The sequence below is a fragment of the Streptococcus oralis genome, assembly GCF_003942585.1.
Taxonomy (GTDB): domain Bacteria; phylum Bacillota; class Bacilli; order Lactobacillales; family Streptococcaceae; genus Streptococcus; species Streptococcus oralis_BE.
Window position 1 is genome coordinate 40,182 of sequence record NZ_RJNK01000005.1, and the last position, 21,380, is coordinate 61,561.

Consider the following 21,380-nt stretch of genomic DNA (forward strand, 5'->3'; position numbering starts at 1 on the left):
CCGCCCTTTTTTGTAGTCTTTTGTCCAACGGTAGTGGGCTGAAAGAACCTAGCTTGTACGAGCGATTTCTGTCCTATCTCCTTTTTCCATCCTCAGACCGAGGTGACTTTTTTGAATTGTGATAAAATAGAAGGGAGAGGATGCGTCTATGAAAAAATTTCAAATCTTTTTATTTATTGAAGCCTGTCTGTTGACGGGAGCTCTGATTTTGATGGTATCAGAGCATTTTTCGCGTTTTCTGCTGATTTTATTCCTCTTTCTTCTCCTGATACGCTATTATGCAGGCAAAGAGGGCAACAACTTTCTCCTCCTTGTGGCTACCATTCTTTTCTTTTTCATCGTCATGCTCAATCCCTTTGTGATTTTAGCTATCTTTGTGGCAGTTATCTATAGTCTCTCTCTTCTTTACCCAATGATGAACCAAGAAAGAGAGGAGACCGATTTGGTCTTTGAAGAAGTGGTGACGGTTAAAAATGAAAAGAATCGCTGGTTTGGCAATCTCCATCATTTCTCTAGTCACCAGACCTGCCAGTTTGATGATATCAATCTCTTTCGCCTCATGGGCAAGGACACCATTCATTTAGAAAGAGTTATCCTAACCAATCATGACAATGTCATTATCCTTAGAAAGATGGTCGGAACGACTAGGATTATCGTACCTGTAGATGTGGAAATCAGCCTCAGTGTCAACTGCCTCTATGGAGATCTAACCTTCCTCCATCAACCCAAGCGAGCACTTCGTAATGAACATTATCATCAGGAAACCAGAGACTACCTCAAGAGTAACAAGAGCGTCAAGATTTTCCTAACTACTATGGTTGGTGATGTGGAGGTAGTCAGAGGATGAAAAAGCAATCGTATCTGTTAATCGGGCTGACTTCTTTCCTCTTTATCCTCTTTTTGACCAATAGTCTGCTTGATATTTTTGAACTGGATTTGTCCTATTTGCTACAAGATATCGAGAAAACAGAAAAGTTAATCTTCTTAGTCTTGGTCTTTAGCCTTTCTATGACCTTCTTTTTTGTCCTCTTTTGGCGCGTGATAGAAGAAGTCTCTCGCAGAAAAATGCAGGTCAATCTCAAGCGACTGCTAGCAGGGAAAGAGCTGATTCACTTTGCAGATCCAGACTTGGAAGCCAGTTTCCAATCCTTATCTGGCAAGCTCAACCTCTTGACAGAAGCTGTTCAAAAGGCTGAAAATCAAACCTTAGTTAAGGAAGAAGCAATCATTGAGAAAGAACGGAAGCGGATTGCACGTGACTTACACGATACGGTTAGTCAGGAGTTGTTTGCGGCCCATATGATTTTATCAGGCGTCAGTCAGCAGGCGTTGAAATTGGATAGAGAAAAGATGCAGACCCAGTTGCAAAGTGTTGCGGCCATCCTAGAGACAGCCCAGAAAGATCTGCGGGTCTTGCTCTTGCATTTGCGACCAGTTGAGTTGGAAGAGAAGAGTTTGGTTGAAGGGATTCAAATCCTCTTAAAAGAGCTTGAGGATAAGAGCGATCTCAAGGTTAGTCTCAAGCAAAATGTGTCTAAATTGCCTAAGAAAATCGAAGAGCATATCTTCCGTATATTGCAGGAGTTGATCAGCAATACCCTCCGCCATGCCCAGGCATCTTGTTTAGATGTCTATCTATATCAGACAGATGTTGAATTGCAGCTAAAGGTAGTGGACGATGGGATTGGTTTCCAGTTGGGAAGCTTAGACGACTTGAGTTATGGACTGAGAAATATCAAGGAGCGGGTTGAAGATATGGCAGGAACGGTCCAACTCTTGACAGCTCCAAAGCAAGGACTGGCGATTGATATCCGTATTCCCCTACTAGACAAGGAATTATAAAGGAGTAGAGATGAAAATTTTACTGGTAGATGACCATGAAATGGTCCGATTGGGCTTGAAAAGCTATTTTGATCTCCAAGACGATGTGGAAGTTGTGGGCGAGGCGGCTAATGGGTCTCAAGGTATTGCCTTGGCCTTGGAACTGCGTCCAGATGTCATTGTCATGGATATTGTCATGCCTGAGATGAATGGGATTGATGCTACCTTGGCCATCCTCAAAGAATGGCCTGAAGCCAAGATTTTGATTGTGACTTCTTATTTGGACAATGAGAAAATCATGCCAGTCTTGAATGCTGGTGCCAAAGGCTATATGCTCAAGACTTCCAGTGCAGATGAATTACTCCATGCTGTCCGTAAGGTGGCAGCGGGTGAGCTAGCCATTGAGCAAGAGGTCAGCAAGAAGGTCGAATACCACCGCAATCATATCGAACTTCATGAGGATTTGACTGCGCGTGAGCGAGACGTACTTCAACTCATCGCCAAGGGTTATGAAAATCAACGTATCGCGGATGAGCTTTTTATCTCTCTCAAGACGGTCAAGACCCATGTGTCCAACATTCTTGCCAAGCTTGAGGTCAGTGATCGCACTCAGGCTGCAGTCTATGCCTTTCAGCACCACTTGGTAGGGCAGGAGGACTTTTAGATGAGTCTTGCAGATTTACTTGATGAGCTAGAAGTAGCAAAAGACTCTCAAAAAGCAGGTCCCATGGAAGCCTATATGCGCCATCAATTTTCCTTTCTAGGTATTGCAGCTCCTGAAAGAAATGTCCTTTATAAAAAATACTTTCTAAGTGCGAAAAAAACAAAGGTCATCGATTGGGATTTTGTAGACACTTGCTGGGAAAAGGAACCTAGAGAATACCAATATGTGGCGGCCAACTATTTGAAAGCCATGCAGTCTTATCTAACGAAGGATGATTTGCCTAAGCTTGAGCATCTAGTCGTGACCAAGTCTTGGTGGGACACGGTAGATATCCTAGACCGAGTAGTAGGGAGTTTGGTAGCCGACCATCCGGAACTTGAAGAAGTGATTTTAAAATGGAGCATATCAGACAATATCTGGCTAAGACGAGTCGCTATTGACCACCAGCTCCTAAGAAAAGAGAAAACCGATATTCAACTAATGGAAAAAATTCTGCTAAATAATCTGAACCAGACAGAATTTTTTATCAATAAAGCCATCGGCTGGGCACTAAGAGACTACTCCAAAACCAATCCAGACTGGGTAGCAAGCTTCATCGAAAAAAATAAGGAAAGAATGGCTGAACTTAGTATCAATGAAGCCAGCAAGTACCTTTAGCAACGTTGAAAAGCGTATTCATTACTTGAAAAAAGTCGCCCGTTTATGTTATAATAGACTGTATTTAAAAAATTTTAAGGAGAAATGACAGAATGTCTGTATCATTTGAAAACAAAGAAACAAACCGTGGTGTCTTGACTTTCACAATCTCTCAAGACCAAATCAAACCAGAAGTGGACCGTGTATTTAACTCAGTAAAGAAAACTCTTAACGTTCCTGGTTTCCGTAAAGGTCACCTTCCACGTCCTATCTTTGATAAAAAATTTGGTGAAGAAACACTTTACCAAGATGTGTTGAACGCTCTTTTGCCAAACGCTTATGAAGCAGCTGTAAAAGAAGCTGGTCTTGAAGTCGTTGCACAACCAAAAATCGATGTGACTTCAATGGAAAAAGGTCAAGACTGGGTTATCACAGCTGAAGTCGTGACAAAACCTGAAGTAAAATTGGGCGACTACAAAAACCTTGAAGTATCAGTAGATGTAGAAAAAGAAGTGACAGATGCTGACGTTGAAGAACGTATCGAACGTGAACGCAACAACTTGGCTGAATTGGTTATCAAAGAAGGCGCTGCTGAAAATGGCGACACTGTTGTCATCGACTTCGTTGGTTCTATCGACGGTGTTGAATTTGACGGTGGAAAAGGTGAAAACTTCTCACTTGGACTTGGATCAGGTCAATTCATCCCTGGTTTCGAAGACCAATTGGTTGGACACTCAGCTGGCGAAACTGTTGACGTTGTCGTAACATTCCCAGAAGACTACCAAGCAGAAGATCTTGCAGGTAAAGAAGCTAAATTCGTGACAACTATCCACGAAGTAAAAGCAAAAGAAGTTCCAGCTCTTGACGATGAACTTGCAAAAGACATTGACGAAGAAGTGGAAACACTTGCTGAATTGAAAGAAAAATACCGCAAAGAATTGACTGCTGCGAAAGAAGAAGCATACAAAGATGCCCTTGAAGGTGCAGCAATCGATAAAGCTGTAGAAAACGCTGAAATTGTAGAACTTCCAGAAGAAATGATCCACGAAGAAGTTCACCGTTCAGTAAACGAATTCCTTGGAAACTTGCAACGTCAAGGGATCAACCCTGATATGTACTTCCAAATCACAGGAACTACTCAAGAAGACCTTCACAAACAATACGAAGCAGAAGCTGAGTCACGTACTAAGACTAACCTTGTAATCGAAGCAGTTGCGAAGGCTGAAGGATTTGACGCTACTGAAGAAGAAATCCAAAAAGAAATCGAACAATTGGCAGCAACTTACAACATGGAAGTGGCACAAGTACAAAACTTGCTTTCAGCTGATATGTTGAAACACGATATCGCAATCAAAAAAGCTGTTGAATTGATCACAAATACAGCAACAGTAAAATAATCTTGAAAGAGAAAAAGCCCACCTGATTAGGTGGGCTTTCTTATGATCTATTTTCCAAAAATCTCTTTGAGGTCTGCATCTGTAACCCCAATCATTGCTGGGATGCTAGACCAGTTTTCCTCAGTGAGGGTGTAGGATAGAGGAGAATTCTCATGATTTGTCGTTTCGCTAGGGGCTGGGTTGGTTTGGTCAGTCTTTTCTATCAGGTCCTGAAAACGCTCAATCAGATAGGTCTTGCGGGCAGTCCCGATATGCTTGACTGCATAGTCAAAGGCCTGTAATTCACCAAGAAGGATAAGCTTGCTCTTGGCACGTGTGATAGCTGTGTAGATGAGATTGCGTTCCAGCATGCGCTTGCTAGCACTGGTGATAGGCAGGATGACGACGGGAAACTCACTTCCCTGAGACTTATGGATACTCATGGCATAGGCCAGTCGAATCTTGTACCATTCGTTACGTGGGTAGACGACCTCATTGCCATCAAAATCAATGACAATCTCGTCTTGTTTGGACTCGGTGTATTTTCCAGGAATCAGGTCTGTGATGTAGCCTAGGTCTCCGTTAAAGACATTGACTTCGGCATCGTTGACTAGGTGAATGACCTTGTCACCCTTGCGATAGAAGCATTGGGGAGCTTCAAAACTGAGTTGGTCTTTTTGTGGTGGATTGAGCAGGTCTTGCATGAGCTGGTTGATGGCGTCAATGCCAGCAGTTCCTCGGTACATAGGCGCTAGCACCTGAATATCGCGAGCCAGAATGCCACTTCTGAGGGCAGCGCCAAGAATTTTCTCAATGGTAGCTGGGATATGACCACTAGCGATTTCAAAGTAGGAGCGGTCTGCTTTTTTCTGGGTAAAGTCAGCTGGCAAGACGCCTTGTCGAATTTGACTAGCCAAGGTAACGATAGTTGATTCTTCGCTCTGACGGTAAATCCGTTCCAAGCGAGTCTGCGGAATCAGGGGTATCTGGAGCAGGTCAGCTAGGACTTGTCCAGGACTAACAGAAGGTAGCTGGTCGCTATCGCCCACGATGAGAATTTTACTGTTAGAAGAGATGTTGGAGAAAAGTTGGTTGGCTAACCAAGTATCCACCATAGAAAACTCATCTACAATGATAAAGTCGGCATCCAGATAATCTTCCAGATGGCTGGTATCATCGTCGCCTGTCATTCCCAAGTGGCGGTGTATAGTAGCGCTAGGCAAACCTGTTAATTCGTTCATACGGCGGGCTGCTCGGCCAGTTGGAGCTGCTAGAAGAATAGGTAGGTTGCTTTTTTTCCTGAGGTCAAGTCCCTCTAAGAGAGCATAAACAGCGATAATCCCATTGATAACGGTCGTCTTACCTGTACCAGGTCCACCTGTTAGGATAAAGACCTTGTTCTGGATAGCGTCACAGATAGCTTGCTTTTGGATGCTGTCATACTCAATACCCAGTTCTTCCTCAACACTAGCGATATGCTTTTGAATGATTTCTAAATCCTGCCTCTTCTGTTTTCCTTTTTCAAGGATACGAACCAAGTGACTGCGAATACCTTCTTCGGCGAAAAAGAGGCTGTTATCAAAGATTTTGGTATCAATCTGCTGAACCTTGTCTTCTTCAATCAAATGAGATAATTCCTGAGCAACTTGGCTGGGATCGAGTTCCACGGGACGGGAAGACTCGAGGAGAGTCAGGGTCTGTTCCAGTAAATCTCGAGCTTCCATATAGGTATCGCCCGTATCCATACAGCCTTGAAAGAGACTGTGGACAAGGCCAGCACGGAAGCGCTCAGGAGCTTGGCTTTCGATGCCTAGTTCCTCCGCTAGTTGGTCAGCAATGGTAAAGCCTAAGCCCTTGATATCCTCAACCAGCTGGTAGGGATAATTTTCGACAATATCGAGAGTTTCTTCCTTGTAAAAGTCTTGAATCTGAAAGGCTAGTTTATTGGGAATGCCGTAGTTAGCAAGTTTTGCCAAGACCATCTCTGTCCCATAGTTGAGACGGAGGGTAGAGAGGAAAGCTTCACGATTTTTGGCAGAGAGTCCTGCAATGCTTTCCAGTTTTTCAGGATGCTCCAGAATTTCGTCTATGGTATTTTCACCATAGCTATCTACGATTTTTTGAGCCGTTTTGAGACCAATTCCCTTGAAATGGCTGCTAGAAAAGTATTTGACAAGCCCTTTTCGAGTCGGTTTTGCTCGCTCATAGCGGCTGATTTGCAGTTGTTCTCCGTACTTGGAGTGCTGAACGATTTGCCCCCAAAAAGTGTAGTCTTCGCCCTCAATCACGTCAGCCATAGTTCCCGTAACAATGATTTCAAAATCGTCAAAGTCCTCCGCATTGGTATCTTCGATATCTAGGAGGAGGATACGATAAAAATTACTGGGATTTTCAAAAATAATGCGTTCAATGGTGCCTGAAAAATAAACTTCCATAGGTTTCCTTTTTGATAGAAAAAGAGCTGGGATAGAGCTTTCAGTTAGGCTTTTCTTGGATTTGGGCTTGATACAAGATATTGCCAAGTTGCAATCTAATCCTAAAAGCTAACTCAAAAAGACTATCACAGCATCTAGTTGCTGGTTTTAAAAGATTCCGATACGGTTGAGTGGCCAGAAACGGAATTTGGCTTCTCCCTTGATTTGACTGGCTTTAAAGGTTCCGACATGGCGACTGTCACTGGAAACCAAACGGTCATCTCCAAGGAGGAGATACTCACCCTCGGGTACGGTAAAGCTGAAGCTGGTGTTGAAATTTACATCGACAGTAAAGGCCTGGGATTTCTGGGCTAGACTTCTAAAATAGACACCTTTATCCCCTTCAAAGCCTTTCCCTGAATAGGCGCTTTGTAGTTTATCATTTTTAAACTGTTGGAGGTAGTCTGCTAGGTAAGGTTCGTCGGTTTCTTGATTGTTGATAAAGAGCTTGTCGTTTTCGTAGCGAATGGTATCTCCAGGCATGCCGATGACGCGTTTAACAATGTCTTTATTTCCATCATCTTCATGGGCAACTACAATGTCAAAACGGTTAATAGGGAGGTGTTTGACGACAAAGAGAATCTCACCATCAGCTAGAGTCGGATCCATAGAGTGCCCTTCCACACGGACATTGGTCCAGAGAAAGAGACGACTAAGACCAACTAGTATAATGATAAGGAACGTAAGTCCCCACTCTTTTAGAAATGTTTTAAAATAATTCATAACTTACCTTTCTAGAAGTGCTTTGGCTTTTTCAGTGTTTTTAAAATGAAGTTTGGCACAGAAGTTGAGCCCCTTCATACCATAGGCTTGAAGGATTTTGCTAGCAACCTTATCAGAAGCAGTTCCAGCGCCGCTTGGCAGTTGGTAGCCTAGTTCTCGTCCAAGATTTCCCAAGTTTTCGAGGAAGAGATCCCGCGCGATGATGGAGCTAACCGCAACAGCCAGGTATTTGCCCTCGGCTTTTTCTTCCAAAGTGATCTTATTTGGAAAATGATTGGATTCTTGCGCCAAGTACTTGTCATAGTTTTTAGGACTTGTAAAAGCATCAATCACGATTTTTTCTGGCTGGGCTCCTTTTTGGAGAAGGAGAAAGATAGCTTGATTGTGAAGGGCAACCTTTACAGAAACAGCATTGTAACGTTCTCCGATGACTTCATTATACTTGCTCGGTGAAAGGAGGAGTGTTTGATGCTGGATCTTTTCCTTGAGGATAGGGGCAATCTGACGAATCTTTTGGTCTGTCAGGGTCTTTGAATCCCCCACACCCAATTTTCGCAAGAAGTCATGCTGGTCAGCTGTCACAAAGGAAGCCACGACAGCAAGCCCACCAAAGTAGGAACCATTCCCCACTTCATCAGTTCCAATCATAGGGAAATCTTGTCCACTCTTTTCTTGTTGAACTTGGTAACCAAAGAAACTGGCGTATTGCTCAGCCATTTCGCCCTGCAGGAGGACTTTTCCAGAAGTATAAATGGAAACCGTTGCCTGAGGCAGTCGCAAAAAATAGCGAATATAGGGATTTTTACTAGGAGCGAGAGCCTTCTGATACTGACTTAAAAAGCTCTGAATTTCCTGTTCACTTGGTGTGAGTGTGATACTTGCCATAGTCTCTATTGTACCATAAAAGCAGGAGAATTGGTAAAAACTGACAAAGTTAGCGAAATTTGGTATAATATCGTGAGGTGAATTTTATGGCAAATCTAAATCGATATAAGTTTACATTCGGGAAAAAGACATTAACCTTGACAACCGAGCATGACAACCTCTTTATGGAGGAAATTGCCAAGGTTGCGACTGAAAAATACCAAACAATTAAAGAACAAATGCCTGGGGCGGATGATGAAACCGTTGCCCTCCTTTTAGCGATTAACAGCCTATCGACGCAGCTTAGTCGTGAGATTGAGTTTGACGATAAGGAGCAGGAACTTAAAGACCTTCGAAATAAGCTAGTGGCAGTCAAGCAAGAGCAGAGCAAGATTGAGGATTCTCTATGATTTCGATCCTTCTCTTACTGGTTCTAGCTTGGGGGTTTTACATCGGCTACCGTAGAGGTTTGGTGCTGCAAGTTTATTATTTCCTCGTTGCAGTGATTTCAGCCTTTGTTGCGGGACAGTTTTATAAATCGCTGGGAGATCAACTTCACTTGCTTGTCCCTTATGCCAATCCTCAGGAAGGACAGGGCACCTTTTTCTTCCCTTCAGGTCAGCTTTTTCATCTAGACAAGGTCTTTTATGCGGGTCTCGCTTACCTTCTAGTTTTCGGAATTTGTTACAGTATCGGACGTTTTATCGGTTTGTTCCTACACTTGATTCCAACTAAAAAGCTCGATGTCAAATGGTTTCGTATCGGAGCAGGCCTATTGTCGCTATTGGTAACCTTATTTGTCTTGCAAATGGCTCTGACCATTCTTGCAACGGTGCCTCTGGCAGTCATTCAAAATTCACTTGAAAAAAGTATCGTAGCTAAACACATCATCCAAAGTGTCCCTTTCACTACAAACTTTATTAAACAACTCTGGGTGACAAATTTAATCGGATAAAAAGGGCGGGATTTTTCCTAGCCCTTTGTTTACAGATTGGACGGCTAGGTCAAAACCTCTAGTTGCTATAATCTTGTAAACCAGCATACAAGGAAAGAATATGAATACAAAAATACTAGAAACCTTAGAATTTAATAAAATCAAAGCCTTGTTTGAACCTCATATCCTGACAGAACAAGGGCAAGAGGAGCTAAAAGCCTTGGTTCCAACTGCCAAGACGGATAAGATCAAGCAAGCCTTTACAGAGATGGAGGAAATGCAAGCCCTATTTGTGGAGCAACCTCACTTTACCATTCTAGCGACGCGTGAGATATCAGCTGTCTGCAAGCGTCTGGAGATGGGGGCGGACCTCAATATCGAGGAATTTCTACTTCTCAAACGTGTCCTGCTGGCTAGCAGAGAGTTGCAAAGTTTTTATGCCAATCTCGAAAACATACGCTTGGCACAGTTGGCGAGATGGTTTGAAAAACTACATGATTTTCCACACTTGCAAGGGAGTCTCCAAGCCCTAAATGATGCAGGATTTATCGAAAATTTCGCCAGTGAAGAGCTAGCACGCATCCGTCGGAAAATCCATGATAGCGAGAGTCAAGTTCGAGATGTCTTACAAGACTTGCTCAAGCAAAAAGTGCAGATGTTGACGGAAAGCATAATCGCTAGCAGAAATGGCCGTCAAGTCTTACCAGTCAAGAACACCTATCGCAATAAGATTGCAGGTGTTGTTCATGACATCTCTGCCAGTGGAAACACGGTCTACATCGAGCCGCGTGAGGTCGTCAAGCTGAGCGAAGAAATCGCTAGTCTGCGAGCTGACGAACGCTATGAGATGATTCGTATCCTACAGGAGCTCTCAGAACGCGTCCGCCCTCATGCAGCAGAGATCGCTAATGACGCTTGGATTATCGGCCATTTAGACTTTATTCGTACCAAGGTGCGTTTTATTCAAGAAAGACAAGCGGTTGTTCCTCAACTTTCAGAGAATCAAGAGATTCAACTCCTTCATGTTCGCCATCCTTTGGTCAAAAATGCAGTGGCAAACGATGTACATTTTGGTAAGGAATTAACGGCCATTGTCATCACGGGTCCCAATACAGGTGGGAAGACCATCATGCTCAAAACCTTGGGCTTGACCCAACTCATGGCCCAGTCAGGCTTGCCCATTTTAGCTGACAAGGGGAGCCGTGTCGGTATTTTCGAAGAAATCTTCGCAGATATCGGGGATGAGCAGTCTATCGAGCAAAGCCTGTCTACCTTCTCCAGTCACATGACCAATATCGTAGATATTCTTGGCAAGGTCAACCAACATTCGCTCTTATTACTAGATGAGCTCGGGGCAGGTACCGATCCGCAGGAAGGAGCAGCCCTTGCCATGGCTATTTTGGAGGATCTTCGTTTACGTCAGGTTAAGACCATGGCGACCACCCACTATCCGGAACTCAAGGCCTACGGTATTGAGACAGCCTTTGTGCAAAATGCCAGCATGGAGTTTGATACAGCCAGCTTGCGTCCGACCTATCGTTTTATGCAGGGAGTTCCTGGTCGAAGTAATGCCTTTGAAATTGCCAAACGCCTAGGACTGTCAGATGTCATCGTCGGGGATGCCAGTCAGCAGGTCAACCAAGATAATGATGTCAACCGCATCATTGAACAATTGGAAGAGCAAACACTGGAAAGTCGTAAACGCTTGGACAATATCCGTGAGGTGGAGCAAGAAAACCTTAAGATGAACCGAGCACTCAAAAAACTCTACAATGAACTCAATCGTGAAAAGGAAACTGAGCTCAACAAGGCGCGTGAACAAGCTGCTGAAATTGTGGAACTCGCTCTAAGTGAGAGTGACCAGATTCTCAAGAATCTTCACAGCAAGTCTCAACTCAAACCTCATGAAATCATTGAAGCCAAGGCTGACCTGAAAAAACTGGCTCCTGAAAAAGTCGACTTATCTAAAAACAAGGTCCTTCAAAAAGCCAAGAAAAAACGAGCTCCAAAGGTTGGAGATGATATCGTGGTTCTCAGTTATGGTCAGCGTGGTACCCTGACCAATCAGCTTAAGGACGGCCGTTGGGAAGCCCAAGTCGGTTTGATCAAGATGACCTTGGAAGAGAAAGAATTTGACCTTGTTCAGGCTCAGCAAGAAGCCCCAGTCAAGAAAAAACAAGTCAATGTCGTCAAACGTGCTTCTGGTCGTGGTCCGCAAGCGAGACTGGATCTCCGAGGCAAACGGTACGAAGAGGCTATGAATGAGCTGGACGCCTTTATCGACCAAGCCCTGCTCAATAACATGGCGCAAGTCGACATCATCCATGGTATCGGAACAGGAGTCATCCGTGAGGGCGTCACCAAATACCTGCAAAGAAACAAGCATGTCAAGAGTTTCGGCTATGCTCCACAAAATGCTGGAGGCAGTGGCGCCACCATTGTGACCTTTAGAGGATAGAGAGAAGAAGGAGTCAATCTTTCTGAAAAAAAGAAATGAAAACTAAAAATTTTCATAGAAAACATTGACAAAGGCTAACTTTTCTTGTAGAATAATAAAAAATAAAATACCAACACCGAATGAAGTTTAATAGAAATGGAGAAAGGTTTGTTTTCCATGACTGTAAATGGACGGAACTCTGGAGAGACCGTAAAGGCACCGAAGGGGCAAGGCAGGCAACTGCTCAAACTCTCAGGTAAAAGGACAGAGCTAAGATAGACCGCTTTTTGGCATTTATCTAAGCATTCCAGAGTACATGTATCCTGCATGTGCTCTTTCTTTTGGGGTTGAAAAGATAGGAGAAGGATATGTTAGAATTGCTAAAAGCGCTTGATGCTTTCGTTTGGGGGCCTCCCCTCTTGATCTTATTGGTCGGAACAGGTATCTATTTGACCATCCGACTAGGCCTTTTACAAGTGGCACGTCTTCCAAAGGCCTTTCAGTTGATCTTTACCAAGGATAAGGGGCATGGCGATGTATCGAGCTTTGCTGCTCTATGTACGGCTCTAGCCGCCACCGTTGGAACGGGAAATATCATCGGGGTTGCAACTGCTATTAAGGTTGGTGGACCAGGCGCCCTCTTTTGGATGTGGATGGCGGCCTTCTTTGGGATGGCGACCAAGTACGCTGAGGGCTTACTGGCCATCAAATATCGCACAAAGGATGCAAATGGAGCTGTAGCTGGAGGCCCCATGCATTACATCCTTTTGGGGATGGGAGAAAAGTGGCGTCCACTTGCTATCTTCTTTGCCCTAGCTGGTGTATTGGTGGCTCTTCTAGGGATTGGTACCTTTACCCAAGTCAATTCGATTACAGAATCCATTCAAAATACAGCCCAAGTTGATCCAGCTATCACGGCTCTCGTTTTGTCTATTTTTGTAGGAATTGCAGTCTTTGGTGGACTCAAATCCATTTCAAAAGTTTCGACAGCAGTGGTTCCATTTATGGCTATTGTCTATATTCTGGGAACTCTTGCAGTTATTCTCTTTAATATCGAGAAAATCCCGGCCACACTTGCCCTCATTTTTACTTCAGCCTTTAGTCCAGCTGCTGCGGTAGGTGGTTTTGCAGGTGCCAGCATTCGGATGGCTATCCAGAATGGTGTGGCGAGAGGAGTCTTTTCTAACGAATCTGGTCTTGGTTCAGCTCCGATTGCAGCGGCTGCAGCTAAGACAAATGAGCCTGTCGAGCAAGGCTTGATTTCCATGACAGGAACCTTTATTGATACTTTGATTATCTGTACTCTGACAGGTCTGACGATCTTGGTAACTGGAGTTTGGAGCGGTGATTTGAATGGAGTAGCACTTACCCAGTCAGCCTTCTCAACAATTTTTTCAAATTTTGGGCCTGCTCTTTTGACCATATTTTTGGTTCTCTTTGCCTTTACGACAATTCTCGGCTGGAATTACTATGGGGAACGCTGTTTTGAGTTTCTCTTTGGTGTTCGTTTTATCTGGCTCTATCGAGTGGTTTTTGTGCTCATGGTCTTGTTGGGAGGATTTATCGAGTTGGATATGGTTTGGATTATCGCAGACATCGTCAATGCCTTGATGGCTTTACCAAACTTGATTGCCATCTTAGTCTTGTCACCAGTCGTCATTGCTGAGACTAAAAAGTATTTTAAACACTAATCCAATCACACTTTTAGTGTGATTTTTTTCATTTCATAGACATTTTTTATCAAGGCGATTGAAAATATATATTATCCAAGTGGAAAATTCTATGATAGACTAAATGACAATAAAATGAAAAGAGGTTTCTTATGACAACATTTACCATCCACACAGTAGAATCAGCACCAGCAGAAGTGAAAGAAGTTCTTGAAACAGTAGAAAAAGACAACAATGGTTATATTCCCAATCTGATCGGCCTCTTGGCCAATGCTCCTACTGCTCTAGAAGCCTACCGAACAGTCGGAGCCATCAACCGCCGCAATAGCTTGACGCCAGTAGAGCGTGAAGTGGTGCAAATCACAGCTGCTGTAACCAATGGTTGTGCTTTCTGTGTCGCAGGTCACACCGCTTTTTCGATCAAACAAATCCAGATGAATGATGATCTTCTCCAAGCCCTCCGCAACCGTACTCCAATCGAGACAGACTCAAAGCTAGATACTCTAGCTAAGTTTACCTTGGCAGTCATCAATACCAAGGGTCGTGTAGGAGATGAAGCGCTTAGTGAATTTTTAGAAGCTGGCTATACCCAGCAAAATGCCTTGGATGTGGTTCTCGGTGTTAGTCTTGCCAGTCTTTGCAACTACGCAAACAACCTAGCCAATACGCCAATCAACCCAGAGTTGCAACCCTATGCCTAGTTCGAATCATAAATAAAATGAAGGCTGATTCATCCAGTCTTCATTTTTCTATGCTATTTTAAAGGCTTTTATGCTATACTGATAATAATATGATTAACGGAGGTTGCCATGAAAAAACTCCCCTTGGTATTTTCTGGTTGTTTGTTAGGTTTGGCAGGTGCAGGAAACCTGATTGCGGATACTTGGCCTGTTCTTTCGCACCTATTTAGTTTGACTGGATTGGTCTTATGGATTTTCTTTCTCCTTCTTCATCTAAGAAATTGGTCTGAAACCAAGCGAGAATTGACCAAAGCCCCTCTCTTATCTGGAATGGCTACCTTTCCTATGGCTGGGATGATTTTCTCGACCTATGTCTTGCGACTAGTTCCGTCTATGCCTATCCTAGCCCAGCTTTTGTGGTGGTTCTCCTTTATCTTGGATCTTGCTTTGATCGCTTATTTTTCTCGTCGCTTTGTTGGAGTGGAGGAAAGAGCTAGTGCAACACCAAGCTGGACAGTACTTTATGTGGGAATAGCAGTGGCAGCCTTGACCTATCCTCTTGTAGGAATCATTGAAATTGCCTATGCGACCTTGACTTTTGGCTTTTTCCTAACCTTCTATCTCTATCCGCTTATTTATAGCGATTTAAAGAAACATCCACTCCCATTAGCCTTACTAGGACAAGAAGGGATCTACTGTGCTCCTTTCTCTCTACTCTTGGCTTCTCTGGTTCGAGTTGGAGGAGCCAGCTTACCAACTTGGCTCTTGATCGTCATGATTTTGGCATCTCAGTCCTTCTTTTTCTTTGTTTTAACTCGCCTGCCTAATATTTTAAAACAAGGCTTTCAACCAGCCTTCTCAGCCCTCACCTTTCCAACCATTATCACAGCTACTTCGCTCAAGATGGCTCAGGGGCTTTTGAAACTCCCTTTTTTAGATTATCTGGTACTGGCTGAAATCTTCATTTGTCTATCTATTTTACTCTTTGTCTTAGCTTCTTATCTGATTTGGTTACGAAAAAAGGTCTAGCTATTTTCTAGCTAGGCCTTATTTTTTTATGGTTTGATAACTTCAGCTCCACCCATGTATGGACGAAGAGCTTCTGGAATAGTCACAGAACCATCTGCATTTTGGTAGTTTTCAAGAATAGCAGCAACTGTACGTCCAACTGCAAGCCCAGAACCATTCAAGGTGTGAAGAAGTTTAACTTTACCATCTGCTTCATCACGGTAACGGATTTGCGCACGACGAGCTTGGAAATCTTCTGTATTTGAACAGCTTGAGATTTCACGGTAAGTATTTTGGGCTGGAATCCAAACTTCCAAATCGTAAGTCTTGGCAGCTGAGAAGCCCATGTCTCCAGTAGAGAGAGCAACCACACGGTATGGAAGGTTGAGTTTTTGAAGAATATTTTCAGCGTTAGCTGTCATTTTTTCCAATTCTTCATAAGATTCTTCTGGTTTGGCAAATTTGACCATTTCAACCTTGTGGAATTGGTGCAAACGAATCAAGCCACGTGTATCACGACCTGCAGAACCAGCCTCAGAACGGAATGATGGACTCATAGCGGTAAAGTAGATTGGTAGGTCTTTACCGTCAAGGATTTCATCACGGTAGTAGTTTGTAAGAGGCACTTCAGCTGTAGGAATGAGGACATAATTAGTGTCTTTCAATTCAAAAGTGTCTTCCTTGAATTTTGGATATTGACCAGTACCAAACATAGAGTCGTGGTTAACTATGTATGGTGTGATAACTTCCGTATAGCCTTCCTTACCATGCTCATCCAACATAAAGTTGTAGATGGCACGTTCCAAACGAGCGCCAAGACCTTTATAGAAAAGGAATCGAGCACCTGTCACTTTTCCACCACGTTCCCAGTCAAGGATACCGAGGTCTTCACCAAGATCCCAGTGAGCTTTTGGTTCAAAGTCAAATTCGCGAGGTGTCCCCCAACGGCGAACTTCAACGTTGTCATCTTCATCAGCTCCAACAGGAACGCTATCAGCTGGGATGTTTGGAAGAGTAGTGGTAAATTCTGTCAATTTAGCATCGATTTCTGCCAATTCAGTATCGAGAGATTTTACTTCAGCAGAGAGAGCTTGCATAGCAGCAATCTTGTCATCAGCATTTTCCTTGTTGCGCTTGGCTTGAGCAATCTCTGCAGAAACTGTGTTACGTTCTGCCTTGAGGTTTTCGACCTTGACCAAGATATCACGACGTTTAGCGTCGATTTCTTTCATTTCATTCAAAACAGCAGCATCTACACCACGTGTAGCCAATTTTTCAGCGACAGCATCAAAGTCTGTACGAATACGTTTGATATCTAACATAAGAACTCCTTTATGAAAAAAGCACACCTAACAAAGCGTTGGAGTGGCAGGGCCACGGTTCCATCCAACTTCACAGGTGTGCACTTGATTCTGTATTTAATTGTGAATAACGGTAGAATTTCACCTATCCCTCCTATCTGCTCGCAGCACCCGCAGACTTTCTGAAAGAAGAGGATAACCTACTTATCCGTTGCTATGATTATACTAAAGTTTCTACTTTTTTGCAAATAGATTTTTAAATTTTTGTCCAATGGTCTGGAGTAAAGTAGGAAGTTTCACAACTTTGTCATTGCCAAGTTTTTCTCGAGCGATTTTGAGAATAGCTCCAGAGTCTTTGGAAGCAAAGAGGAATTTTCCTTGATCAGTGAAGACTTCAAAGTGACGGCTGATTTTGCGACCAGTTACGTTGGCTCCGATTTGCTGAATGCTGGACCAGGGAATTTGGATATATTGTTCGACATTGACATCAGGATAAAACTCCAAGGCTTGATCCCCAACTAGAAATTTTCCAACTTTTCCGGAGATAGAGAGGTAAGATGTCCCAGTAGTTTGCAGGTCAATGACTTTATTGAGAGATTGGGCCATGATTAGTTTTCCTTACTTTCATCGAAAAAGGCATGGTAGAGAGCCTTGATAGCCGCTTTTTCTTGATCTTTATTGACAACAAACATGATGGAAACTTCACTTGAACCTTGGGACATCATCTGGATGTTGATTTTATTCTCAGACAAAGCACGTGTTGCAGTAGCAGTTACCCCGATATGACTCTTCATCTTTTCTCCGACAATCATAATGATTGAAAGGTCATGTTCGATCTCAGCATGGTCCACTTCAGCCTTTTGAACGAGTTGACGCAGAATTTCTTCTTCTTTGATAGGAGTCAATTCACGGGAGCGGAGGATGATTGAAAGATCGTCGATACCTGTAGGCATGTGCTCCCAACCGATATTGAGGTCCTCAAGGATTTGAAGAACCTTGCGACCAAACCCGACTTCGCGGTTCATGAGGTATTTAGACATGTTGATGCTGACAAAGCCAGAATCACCAGCGATTCCAACGACTGGGAATTTATCACTGCTATGCTTTAGAACGATACGAGTACCCGGATGGTCAGGGTTGTTGGTATTTTTGATAACCAGAGGAATTTTCCCACGGTAAGCGGGTAGAAGGGCTTCATCGTGAAGGACTGAGAAACCTGCATAAGCCAACTCACGCATTTCACGGTAGGTCAATTCAGGGATAGAATGAGGCTGGTGAATGATACCTGGATGGGCAGCAAAGATACCATCGACATCTGTAAAGTTTTCGTAGAGGTCGGCTTTGACACCGGCAGCGATGATGGAACCAGTTATGTCGGATCCACCACGGGAGAAGGTACAGATTTGATTTTCCTTAGTGACCCCAAAGAAACCAGGAATAACAAGGACTTCGTTGCTGTCAGCCAAGCCTTCAATCTTGTCATAGCTAGATGGAATGATGCGAGCATTTCCAGGTTCGCTTGTTACGATAATTCCAGCTTCTCTTGGATGAACATAGCGCGCATCGATGCCGTTTTGGTTAAAGTAGGCTGCAATAAGTTTGGCGTTGTTGTTTTCTCCAGCCGCTAGGAAGGTGTCATAGAGAAAGTCATTTTCCTCAATAGGAAGAGTCGCTAAGGCACGGATGCTTTTAGAAATTTTTTCTAGAACTGATGGTTTTAAGCCTAGTTCGCTCACCATAGCCGCATAGCGATCGATGATCCAGTTTTGGCTCTTGCTGATATCATTTCCCGCTACATAATCACGATAGTATTTGATCAAGGCATCTGTAACCTTGGTATCCTCAGAATTGCGTTTACCCGGTGCAGAAACGACCACAAAACGGCGCTCTTTATCGCTTTTAACGATGTTTAAAACTTTTTCTAACTGACTAGCAGAGGCAAGAGAGCTTCCGCCAAATTTTACAACCTTCATAGGGACTCCTCAAGTAAGTATTTTATACGATTATAGCAGAAAGAGGGGCTTTTTTCAATGAAGAAAATAGTATAGTCTTTAGGATAAAGTGAGCGTTTTGTTCAGCCGAGACACTTTCGATTGGTTTTCTCTTGCCTCTTTATCTAAAAAAAGGTATACTTTGACAATGAAATAATTTTATCACCTTATAAAAGGAGAAGCTATGAATCATATCCTATATCAGATCCTAGATGATCTTGCTATCATTACTTTGAATCGTCCCGAAGTGGCAAATGGTTTCCATATCCCAATGTGTGAGGAGATTTTAGAAGCTTTAACCTTAGCAGAACAGGATCAAGCTGTTCAGTTTATCTTGATTAACGCTAATGGGAAGGTCTTTTCAGTTGGGGGAGATTTGGTTGAGATGAAGCGTGCAGTGGATGAGGATGACATTCCTTCTTTGAATAAGATTGCAGAATTAGTCAATACAATTTCATATAAAATCAAGCAAATTCCTAAACCTGTCTTGATGGAGGTAGATGGAGCGGTTGCTGGCGCTGCAGCCAATATGGCAGTGGCAGTCGATTTTTGTTTGGCGACTGATAAGGCTAAGTTTATCCAAGCCTTTGTTGGAGTTGGATTGGCGCCGGACGCTGGTGGAATCCATCTCTTGAGTCGTAGTATCGGGGTAACACGAGCTGCGCAACTTGCCATGACAGGAGAAGCTTTGACTGCGGAAAAAGCACTGGAATGGGGCGTGGTATACCGTGTCTGCGAGGCAGATAAGCTAGAAAAGACAAGAGAACAAGTTCTGAAGAAATTAAGACGAGGCTCAGCAAACTCATACGCAGCCATTAAAAAGTTGGTTTGGGAAAGCCAATTTAAGGATTGGCAGAATTATGCTGAACTGGAATTGAAACTGCAAGAATCTTTGTCTTTGACTGAAGATTTTAAAGAAGGAGTACGAGCTCATTCTGAAAGAAGACGACCAAAATTTTCAGGAAAATAAAAAAATACTTGCGCAATTCTTTGAAGTTTGATATACTTTTTTTGTCAAATGTTTTGAATACAAAAGTTTTTTTGAGAAGGAGGGAATACTTTGGACTACCAACAAGTGAATGAGTATTTAACATCTATTTTTAATAATGTCCTTGTGATTGAGGAGGTTAGCTTACGAGGTAGTCGTTTCAAAGACATCTCCATCAAAGAAATGCACACGATTGATGTGATTGGGAAGTTTCCGGAGGCAACTCCAAGTAAGGTTTCTAAAGAACTGATGGTCACTCTTGGAACTGTTACGACCAGCTTGAATAATCTCGAAAGAAAAGGTTATGTTGAGCGCATTCGTTCTGATCAGGATCGTCGTGTGGTCTATCTGCATTTGACAAAGAAAGGTCGTTTGGTTCACCGCCTTCATAAACGTTTCCACAAGGCCATGGTCGAGAAAATTATCGATGGTATGAGTTCTGAAGAAATAGAAGTGATGGGCAGGGGCTTGACTAATCTTTATCAATTTTTGGAGGATTTGAAATAATGGCTTTTGCAAAAATAAGCCAGGTTGCTCATTATGTTCCAGAGCAAGTGGTCACTAATCAAGACTTGGCTCAGATCATGGATACAAGCGATGAGTGGATTTCAAGCCGTACAGGAATTAAACAGAGACATATTTCGAAAACGGAGTCAACGAGTGATTTGGCGACAGAAGTTGCCAAGAGTTTGCTGGCTAAGGCGAGCATAAAAGCGGATCAGATTGATTTTATCATTGTAGCGACGATTACCCCAGACTCGATGATGCCTTCTACGGCAGCTCGGGTTCAGGCAAATATCGGAGCGCATAGAGCTTTTGCCTTTGATTTGACAGCAGCTTGCAGTGGCTTTGTATTTGCTCTCTCAACTGCTGAAAAGTTTTTAAGCTCTGGACAGTTCAAGAAAGGGATTGTTATCGGAGCTGAGACCTTATCTAAGGCGGTTGATTGGTCTGATCGTTCGACAGCTGTTCTCTTTGGAGATGGTGCAGGCGGGGTTCTCTTGGAAGCGAGCGAAACACGTCACTTCCTTGTGGAAAGTCTCTATACGGATGGCTCTCGGAGCGAGTGTTTGACCTGTGCCCAAACGGCTCTGACTTCGCCCTTCTCAGATCAAGAGGCAGTTCCTGCTTTTTTGAAGATGGATGGACGAGCAGTTTTTGATTTTGCAAATCGAGATGTTGCTAGATCAATCAAAGAGACTATTGAAAATAGTCCAATCGCAGCATCGGAATTGGATTATCTCTTGCTTCATCAGGCAAATATCCGCATTTTGGATAAGATGGCTAAGAAGATTGGTGTAGACCGAGACAAACTTCCTGCCAATATGATGGAGTATGGAAATACCAGTGCAGCAAGTATCCCGATTTTGCTCTCAGAGTGTGTGGAGAATGGCAAGATTCGTTTAGATGGTAGCCAGACGATTCTCCTATCAGGCTTCGGTGGAGGCTTGACATGGGGCACACTCATTCTTACAATCTAGGTAATCATGTGGTAAACACATAGTTATAAATTTTTTATATTTTAAAGGAGTCCTATCATGGCAGTATTTGAAAAAGTACAAGAAATTATCGTTGAAGAACTTGGGAAAGACGCATCAGAAGTAACACTTGAATCTACTTTTGATGATTTGGATGCAGATTCATTGGACTTGTTCCAAGTAATCTCTGAAATCGAAGATGCTTTCGATATCCAAATCGAAGCAGAAGATAACTTAAAAACAGTTGGTGACTTGGTTGCCTACGTTGAAGAGCAAACAAAATAATTAACATATTACTAGAAGGAGTAGGGGAGACCCGCTCCCTCTTGTTTAGG

The 21,380-nt window shown here is 43.2% G+C and carries 21 protein-coding genes and 1 riboswitch; of the genes, 15 read left to right on the forward strand and 6 right to left on the reverse strand.

All coding sequences use genetic code 11. The features are described from left to right. Window positions 1–148: 148 nt before the first annotated feature. The 5 genes from liaF to tig all read left to right on the forward strand — a co-directional run bounded on the left by liaF (window position 149) and on the right by tig (window position 4,518). Complete coding sequence (gene liaF / locus D8862_RS06965; protein ID WP_125449594.1) at window positions 149–847, forward strand: cell wall-active antibiotics response protein LiaF; 699 nt, start codon at window positions 149–151, stop codon at window positions 845–847. Then, the gene (locus tag D8862_RS06970) at window positions 844–1,842 is read left to right on the forward strand and encodes an envelope stress sensor histidine kinase LiaS (RefSeq protein WP_125449595.1); all 999 of its coding nucleotides are present in this window, start codon (window positions 844–846) and stop codon (window positions 1,840–1,842) included. The genes liaF and D8862_RS06970 overlap by 4 nt, the downstream gene beginning before the upstream one ends. Window positions 1,843–1,852: 10 nt before the next feature. Beyond that, a complete protein-coding gene (locus D8862_RS06975; RefSeq protein WP_125449597.1) occupies window positions 1,853–2,485 on the forward strand; it encodes a response regulator transcription factor in 633 nt (210 codons plus the stop codon). Beyond that, window positions 2,486–3,142 (forward strand): DNA alkylation repair protein, encoded by a 657-nt coding sequence (locus D8862_RS06980; RefSeq protein WP_125449599.1) that lies wholly within the window; start codon window positions 2,486–2,488, stop codon window positions 3,140–3,142. It abuts the gene before it with no gap. Window positions 3,143–3,234: 92 nt separating this feature from the next. Beyond that, a complete protein-coding gene (gene tig / locus D8862_RS06985; RefSeq protein ID WP_125449601.1) occupies window positions 3,235–4,518 on the forward strand; it encodes a trigger factor in 1,284 nt (427 codons plus the stop codon). 47 nt (window positions 4,519–4,565) lie between these two features. Here tig and recD2 read toward each other — a convergent pair whose 3' ends face one another. From recD2 to rnhC, 3 genes are all read right to left on the reverse strand, one after another. Beyond that, on the reverse strand, window positions 4,566–6,932 hold the full coding sequence (gene recD2 / locus D8862_RS06990; RefSeq protein ID WP_125449604.1) for an SF1B family DNA helicase RecD2: 2,367 nt from the start codon (window positions 6,930–6,932) through the stop codon (window positions 4,566–4,568). 147 nt (window positions 6,933–7,079) lie between these two features. Further along, the gene (gene lepB, locus D8862_RS06995) at window positions 7,080–7,694 is read right to left on the reverse strand and encodes a signal peptidase I (RefSeq protein ID WP_125449606.1); all 615 of its coding nucleotides are present in this window, start codon (window positions 7,692–7,694) and stop codon (window positions 7,080–7,082) included. A 3-nt stretch (window positions 7,695–7,697) separates the two neighbouring features. Continuing rightward, the gene (rnhC, locus tag D8862_RS07000) at window positions 7,698–8,579 is read right to left on the reverse strand and encodes a ribonuclease HIII (RefSeq protein WP_125449608.1); all 882 of its coding nucleotides are present in this window, start codon (window positions 8,577–8,579) and stop codon (window positions 7,698–7,700) included. 86 nt (window positions 8,580–8,665) lie between these two features. On the opposite strand from rnhC, the gene zapA reads away from it, so the two are divergent. From zapA to D8862_RS07030, 6 genes are all read left to right on the forward strand, one after another. Next, window positions 8,666–8,968, forward strand: coding sequence for a cell division protein ZapA (zapA, locus tag D8862_RS07005; RefSeq protein WP_125449610.1), 303 nt, complete (start codon window positions 8,666–8,668; stop codon window positions 8,966–8,968). Continuing rightward, window positions 8,965–9,513: a CvpA family protein gene (locus tag D8862_RS07010; RefSeq protein ID WP_125449612.1), complete on the forward strand. Its 549-nt coding sequence runs from the start codon at window positions 8,965–8,967 to the stop codon at window positions 9,511–9,513. The genes zapA and D8862_RS07010 overlap by 4 nt, the downstream gene beginning before the upstream one ends. 100 nt (window positions 9,514–9,613) lie before the next feature. Beyond that, window positions 9,614–11,950 (forward strand): endonuclease MutS2, encoded by a 2,337-nt coding sequence (locus D8862_RS07015; RefSeq protein ID WP_125449614.1) that lies wholly within the window; start codon window positions 9,614–9,616, stop codon window positions 11,948–11,950. Window positions 11,951–12,118: 168 nt separating this feature from the next. After that, window positions 12,119–12,207, forward strand: a riboswitch (glycine riboswitch). Between the two features lie 90 nt (window positions 12,208–12,297). After that, on the forward strand, window positions 12,298–13,620 hold the full coding sequence (locus tag D8862_RS07020) for an alanine/glycine:cation symporter family protein (RefSeq protein WP_125449616.1): 1,323 nt from the start codon (window positions 12,298–12,300) through the stop codon (window positions 13,618–13,620). 131 nt (window positions 13,621–13,751) lie between these two features. Beyond that, window positions 13,752–14,300 carry a carboxymuconolactone decarboxylase family protein gene (locus D8862_RS07025; RefSeq protein WP_125449618.1) on the forward strand — a complete coding sequence of 183 codons (549 nt, stop codon included), beginning with the start codon at window positions 13,752–13,754 and terminating at the stop codon, window positions 14,298–14,300. A 108-nt stretch (window positions 14,301–14,408) separates the two neighbouring features. Then, window positions 14,409–15,308 (forward strand): TDT family transporter, encoded by a 900-nt coding sequence (locus D8862_RS07030; RefSeq protein ID WP_125449620.1) that lies wholly within the window; start codon window positions 14,409–14,411, stop codon window positions 15,306–15,308. 26 nt (window positions 15,309–15,334) lie between these two features. Here the strand turns inward: D8862_RS07030 and serS are convergent, their stop codons facing one another. The 3 genes from serS to D8862_RS07045 form a co-directional block, all read right to left on the reverse strand. Then, a complete protein-coding gene (gene serS, locus D8862_RS07035) occupies window positions 15,335–16,609 on the reverse strand; it encodes a serine--tRNA ligase (RefSeq protein ID WP_125449622.1) in 1,275 nt (424 codons plus the stop codon). Between the two features lie 213 nt (window positions 16,610–16,822). Beyond that, a complete protein-coding gene (locus D8862_RS07040) occupies window positions 16,823–17,194 on the reverse strand; it encodes a DUF956 family protein (RefSeq protein WP_000079371.1) in 372 nt (123 codons plus the stop codon). A 2-nt stretch (window positions 17,195–17,196) separates the two neighbouring features. After that, a complete protein-coding gene (locus D8862_RS07045) occupies window positions 17,197–18,561 on the reverse strand; it encodes an aspartate kinase (protein WP_125449624.1) in 1,365 nt (454 codons plus the stop codon). Between the two features lie 202 nt (window positions 18,562–18,763). Here D8862_RS07045 and D8862_RS07050 point away from each other — a divergent pair, with 202 nt between their 5' ends. The 4 genes from D8862_RS07050 to D8862_RS07065 all read left to right on the forward strand — a co-directional run bounded on the left by D8862_RS07050 (window position 18,764) and on the right by D8862_RS07065 (window position 21,330). Next, window positions 18,764–19,549, forward strand: a complete 786-nt coding sequence (locus tag D8862_RS07050) for an enoyl-CoA hydratase (protein WP_093586704.1) — start codon at window positions 18,764–18,766, stop codon at window positions 19,547–19,549. A 90-nt stretch (window positions 19,550–19,639) separates the two neighbouring features. Beyond that, window positions 19,640–20,074 carry a fatty acid biosynthesis transcriptional regulator FabT gene (fabT, locus tag D8862_RS07055; protein ID WP_000386342.1) on the forward strand — a complete coding sequence of 145 codons (435 nt, stop codon included), beginning with the start codon at window positions 19,640–19,642 and terminating at the stop codon, window positions 20,072–20,074. Next, window positions 20,074–21,048 (forward strand): beta-ketoacyl-ACP synthase III, encoded by a 975-nt coding sequence (locus D8862_RS07060; protein ID WP_093586702.1) that lies wholly within the window; start codon window positions 20,074–20,076, stop codon window positions 21,046–21,048. Before fabT ends, D8862_RS07060 begins: the two co-directional genes overlap by 1 nt. A gap of 57 nt (window positions 21,049–21,105) precedes the next feature. Next, window positions 21,106–21,330, forward strand: coding sequence for an acyl carrier protein (locus D8862_RS07065; protein ID WP_000257840.1), 225 nt, complete (start codon window positions 21,106–21,108; stop codon window positions 21,328–21,330). The last annotated feature ends 50 nt before the right edge of the window (window positions 21,331–21,380 follow it).

What these genes read in the sequence shown, in the direction of transcription:
- liaF (WP_125449594.1), top strand. Translation starts at nt 149, where the DNA reads ATGAAAAAATTTCAAATCTTTTTATTTATTGAAGCCTGTCTGTTGACG.
- D8862_RS06970 (WP_125449595.1), top strand. Translation starts at nt 844, where the DNA reads ATGAAAAAGCAATCGTATCTGTTAATCGGGCTGACTTCTTTCCTCTTT.
- D8862_RS06975 (WP_125449597.1), top strand. Translation starts at nt 1,853, where the DNA reads ATGAAAATTTTACTGGTAGATGACCATGAAATGGTCCGATTGGGCTTG.
- D8862_RS06980 (WP_125449599.1), top strand. Translation starts at nt 2,486, where the DNA reads ATGAGTCTTGCAGATTTACTTGATGAGCTAGAAGTAGCAAAAGACTCT.
- tig (WP_125449601.1), top strand. Translation starts at nt 3,235, where the DNA reads ATGTCTGTATCATTTGAAAACAAAGAAACAAACCGTGGTGTCTTGACT.
- recD2 (WP_125449604.1), bottom strand. Translation starts at nt 6,932, where the DNA reads ATGGAAGTTTATTTTTCAGGCACCATTGAACGCATTATTTTTGAAAAT.
- lepB (WP_125449606.1), bottom strand. Translation starts at nt 7,694, where the DNA reads ATGAATTATTTTAAAACATTTCTAAAAGAGTGGGGACTTACGTTCCTT.
- rnhC (WP_125449608.1), bottom strand. Translation starts at nt 8,579, where the DNA reads ATGGCAAGTATCACACTCACACCAAGTGAACAGGAAATTCAGAGCTTT.
- zapA (WP_125449610.1), top strand. Translation starts at nt 8,666, where the DNA reads ATGGCAAATCTAAATCGATATAAGTTTACATTCGGGAAAAAGACATTA.
- D8862_RS07010 (WP_125449612.1), top strand. Translation starts at nt 8,965, where the DNA reads ATGATTTCGATCCTTCTCTTACTGGTTCTAGCTTGGGGGTTTTACATC.
- D8862_RS07015 (WP_125449614.1), top strand. Translation starts at nt 9,614, where the DNA reads ATGAATACAAAAATACTAGAAACCTTAGAATTTAATAAAATCAAAGCC.
- D8862_RS07020 (WP_125449616.1), top strand. Translation starts at nt 12,298, where the DNA reads ATGTTAGAATTGCTAAAAGCGCTTGATGCTTTCGTTTGGGGGCCTCCC.
- D8862_RS07025 (WP_125449618.1), top strand. Translation starts at nt 13,752, where the DNA reads ATGACAACATTTACCATCCACACAGTAGAATCAGCACCAGCAGAAGTG.
- D8862_RS07030 (WP_125449620.1), top strand. Translation starts at nt 14,409, where the DNA reads ATGAAAAAACTCCCCTTGGTATTTTCTGGTTGTTTGTTAGGTTTGGCA.
- serS (WP_125449622.1), bottom strand. Translation starts at nt 16,609, where the DNA reads ATGTTAGATATCAAACGTATTCGTACAGACTTTGATGCTGTCGCTGAA.
- D8862_RS07040 (WP_000079371.1), bottom strand. Translation starts at nt 17,194, where the DNA reads ATGGCCCAATCTCTCAATAAAGTCATTGACCTGCAAACTACTGGGACA.
- D8862_RS07045 (WP_125449624.1), bottom strand. Translation starts at nt 18,561, where the DNA reads ATGAAGGTTGTAAAATTTGGCGGAAGCTCTCTTGCCTCTGCTAGTCAG.
- D8862_RS07050 (WP_093586704.1), top strand. Translation starts at nt 18,764, where the DNA reads ATGAATCATATCCTATATCAGATCCTAGATGATCTTGCTATCATTACT.
- D8862_RS07060 (WP_093586702.1), top strand. Translation starts at nt 20,074, where the DNA reads ATGGCTTTTGCAAAAATAAGCCAGGTTGCTCATTATGTTCCAGAGCAA.
- D8862_RS07065 (WP_000257840.1), top strand. Translation starts at nt 21,106, where the DNA reads ATGGCAGTATTTGAAAAAGTACAAGAAATTATCGTTGAAGAACTTGGG.